Raw genomic sequence first — 3,712 nt, forward strand, 5'->3', positions numbered from 1 at the left:
ACCGGGGGCGCGGGGCCCTGCCCCCCTCCTCGGGGCGCCGCCCGGCGCCGCGCCGCGCCCCCCCCCCCTTTTCGCTGCCTAGAAGAAGCCGAGCTTCTTCGGGGAGTACGACACCAGCAAGTTCTTCGTCTGCTGGTAGTGGTCCAGCATCATCTTGTGGGTCTCGCGGCCGATCCCGGACTGCTTGTAGCCGCCGAAGGCGGCGTGCGCCGGGTAGGCGTGGTAGCAGTTGGTCCACACCCGGCCCGCCTGGATGGCGCGCCCGGCCCGGTACGCGGTCGAGCCGTCCCGGGTCCACACTCCCGCGCCCAGCCCGTAGAGCGTGTCGTTGGCGATCCCGATCGCGTCGTCGAAGTCGCCGAACCGGGTCACCGCGACCACCGGCCCGAAGATCTCCTCCTGGAAGACCCGCATACGGTTGTCGCCCTCGAAGATCGTGGGCTCGACGTAGTAGCCGCCCTCCAGTTCACCGCCGAGTTCGGCGCGGCTGCCGCCGGTGAGGACGCGGGCGCCCTCCTGCCGGCCGATGTCCAGGTACGACAGGATCTTCTCGAGCTGGTCGTTGGAGGCCTGGGCGCCGATCATGGTGTCGGTGTCCAGCGGATGCCCCTGCGTGATCTTCTCGGTACGGGCGACGGCCGCGTCCATGAACGCCTGGTAGTGGCCGCCCTGGACCAGGGCGCGCGAGGGACAGGTGCACACCTCGCCCTGGTTGAGGGCGAACATGGTGAACCCTTCCAGCGCCTTGTCCATGAAGTCGTCGTCGGTGGCCGAGACATCGTCGAAGAAGATGTTCGGGCTCTTGCCGCCGAGCTCCAGGGTGACCGGGATCAGGTTCTCGCTCGCGTACTGCATGATCAGGCGGCCGGTGGTGGTCTCCCCGGTGAAGGCGACCTTGGCCACCCGGGAGTTGGACGCCAGTGGCTTTCCGGCCTCCACGCCGAAGCCGTTGACGATGTTGACCACACCCGGCGGCAGCAGATCGGCCACCAGGTTCATCCAGACGTGGATCGAGGCGGGTGTCTGTTCGGCCGGCTTCAGCACCACCGCGTTGCCCGCGGCCAGCGCCGGGGCCAGCTTCCAGGTGGCCATCAGGATCGGGAAGTTCCACGGGATGATCTGGGCGACCACGCCCAGCGGCTCATGGAAGTGGTACGCGATCGTGTCGTGGTCGATCTCGGAGAGACTGCCCTCCTGGGCCCGGATCGCCCCCGCGAAGTAGCGGAAGTGGTCGATGGCGAGCGGGATGTCGGCGGCCAGTGTCTCCCGTACCGGCTTGCCGTTCTCCCAGCTCTCGGCGACCGCGAGGGCCTCCAGGTTCTGCTCCATCCGATCGGCGATCTTCAGTAGCACCGAGGCGCGCTCGGCGGGCGCCGTACGGCCCCAGGCGGGGGCGGCCGCGTGGGCGGCGTCCAGGGCCCGCTCGACGTCCTCGGCAGTGCCCCGGGCGATCTCGGTGAAGGGCTGTCCGTTGACGGGGGTGGGGTTCTCGAAGTAGCGGCCCTGGGCCGGCGGTACGTACTCCCCGCCGATCCAGTGGTCATAGCGCGGCTGATACGTGACGACCGAGCCCTCGGAGCCGGGGCTTGCGAAACGCGTCATGGGGCGGCCTCCCTGGTGTACGCGTGGTGGGTCCCGTTGCCGGACGCGTCGTTCGTGTGAGCGTCCAGGCTCCGCCCGCGCCGACACGGGCGGAGCCGACGGGGAGGCTAGGCGCCGCCACGTTGCGCCGACGTTGCGGCCCGGTGGCCGCCGCCTTACCGCAGAGCTCCGTGCTCATGGCCGCCTTGGTGGCGCAGGGCTTCGCCCTCATGGCCGCCTTGGTGGGCGCCGCCCGGCAGCCCGTACAGCTCCCGCAGCCGCCGCACCCGCGCCGCCGGAGCCGCCCGCCCCGGCGCATTCGCCGGAAGCGTGGTCAGCAGCGCCTCCGCGACCTCCAGATCGTCCTCGCCCCACGGTGTCTGCGCCCAGCGCCGCAGCAGCTCAGGATCGCCGTGGGACAGCACGGCCCGCCGCAGCCCGTCCTCCAGCACCCGCCGCATCCGGCACACCCCCGGCGCCTCCGACAGCGGCAGCAGCGGCCCGGTGTACGCCCGCACCGCCGTGTACGCGTCGCCGGAGGTCAACGCCTCGGCGGCGTCCGCCAGATCGGTGCGCAGGGGTGCGCAGAGCCGGTACGGGCGCGAGCCCAGCAGCGGGCCCACCAGGCGGCGCAGCCGGGACAGCTCGGCCCGCAGCGTGACCGGGGAGCGGTCGTCGGCCCGGGGCCCGTACAGCTCGAGCGCCAGCCGGTCACCCGACAGCCCCTCGGGATGGCCGGCCAGCAGCACCAAGATCTCGCTGTGCCGCCGCCCGAGCCGCAGCCGCCGCCCGTCGACGACCAGCAGCGCCTCGTCCCGCCCCAGCGCCGTCAGCGAGATCCGCGGCCCGCGGGTCCGCGGCACCTCGGCGCCCAGCTGGGCCTCGGCGGCGCGGGCGGTCGCCTGGACCAGGGCGAGGCTGTGCGGGGCGGCCAGATGGTCCCCGCCGGTGATGTCCACCGCGCCGAGCAGCCGCCCGGTGTGCGGATCGTGGAGCGGGGCGGCGGCGCAGGTCCACGGCTGCACACTGCGGTTGAAGTGCTCGGTGGCGAAGATCTGCACCGCGTGGTCGACGGTGAGCGCCGTCCCGGGCGCGTTGGTGCCCGCGTGGCGCTCGTCCCAGCGCGCCCCGGCCACGAAGTTCATCCCCTCGGCCCGGTTCCGTACCCCCGCGTGCCCCTCCACCCACAGCAGCCGGCCCTGTTCGTCGCAGACCGCGAGCAGATGGGCCCCGTCGTAGGCGATGGTGCCCAGCAACTCCCGGAACAGCGGCATCACCCGGGCCAGCGGATGGTCCGCGCGATAGGTCTCCAGCGCGTCGTCCGCCAGGTCGATCGGCGCCTTGCACTCCTGGGTGACCCGGGCGTCGGCCGAGCGCCGCCAGGACTCCGCCACCACCGGCCGCACGGCCGGACTCACCGCCCCCTCGGTCAGAAACGCCTCATGGGCGCGGCGCACGTCGCGGGTGCGCTCAGCGGGGTCGGTGCCTGACGTCATCGCCAGCCAGGGATTGACCATGGTGCCTCGCTCAGCGGTACGGAGGGGCGGAACGGGGAGGTGCGGAGTGTCAGGCTTTCACGGATCGGACGGCGGGAGGAGTCGGCGGGTCAGGTGTGCGCGGGCAGGGAGGGGGCGGGCACGACCCCGGGCGGGGAGGCATAGCCGCAGGAGTGGCAGATCTTCCACCCGTCCTGGTTCACGGCGAGTTGGCCGCCACAGCTCGGGCACTGCTCGGAGCTCATGATCGTTCCTTTGGTTCACGCGCGCGGAGCGGAGCGGGCCACCCGTGCGCTCAGATTTCCTTGAGGGGCGGATGCCCCGCAATAGCCAGAACAAGCCGGGTTGGGGTACGAGCCCCGGACAGAGCGCGTTCACAGGGGGTACGCGGCGTTACCGGGGGGTCTTCTCCGCATACGCTCCTCGCGCCCCCTCGTGCGCCGCTTGAACGCTTGACACCGATGGGCCTGGTGTGCGCGGGCGCGCACGTCGGAGTCGGGGGGGGGGGGGGGGGTGAGGGCGGCTCCGGGGGGGGTCGCTCAGCCCCTCCCCCCCCGCGGTGTGGCGGTGTGGGGGTGGTGTTGCGTGGGGTGCCGGTGGTGGCGCCGCCCGCCCCCTCCCCCCACCACCGTGGA

The 3,712-nt window shown here is 72.6% G+C and carries 3 protein-coding genes; all 3 read right to left on the bottom strand.

Annotated features, from left to right (window positions below; translation table 11 throughout):
- Positions 1–78: 78 nt before the first annotated feature.
- Positions 79–1,602 carry an aldehyde dehydrogenase gene (gene adh / locus ACFXB5_RS02360; protein WP_044568440.1) on the bottom strand — a complete coding sequence of 508 codons (1,524 nt, stop codon included), beginning with the start codon at positions 1,600–1,602 and terminating at the stop codon, positions 79–81.
- A 155-nt stretch (positions 1,603–1,757) separates the two neighbouring features.
- Entirely contained in the window at positions 1,758–3,098 is a 1,341-nt protein-coding gene (locus ACFXB5_RS02365; RefSeq protein WP_385201605.1) for a GAF domain-containing protein, read from the bottom strand.
- A gap of 89 nt (positions 3,099–3,187) precedes the next feature.
- Positions 3,188–3,322 (bottom strand): hypothetical protein, encoded by a 135-nt coding sequence (locus ACFXB5_RS02370; RefSeq protein WP_262704163.1) that lies wholly within the window; start codon positions 3,320–3,322, stop codon positions 3,188–3,190.
- Between the last annotated feature and the right edge of the window lie 390 nt (positions 3,323–3,712).

The organism is Streptomyces sp. NPDC059455 (assembly GCF_042750115.1).
Classification (GTDB): Bacteria; Actinomycetota; Actinomycetes; order Streptomycetales; family Streptomycetaceae; genus Streptomyces; species Streptomyces endocoffeicus.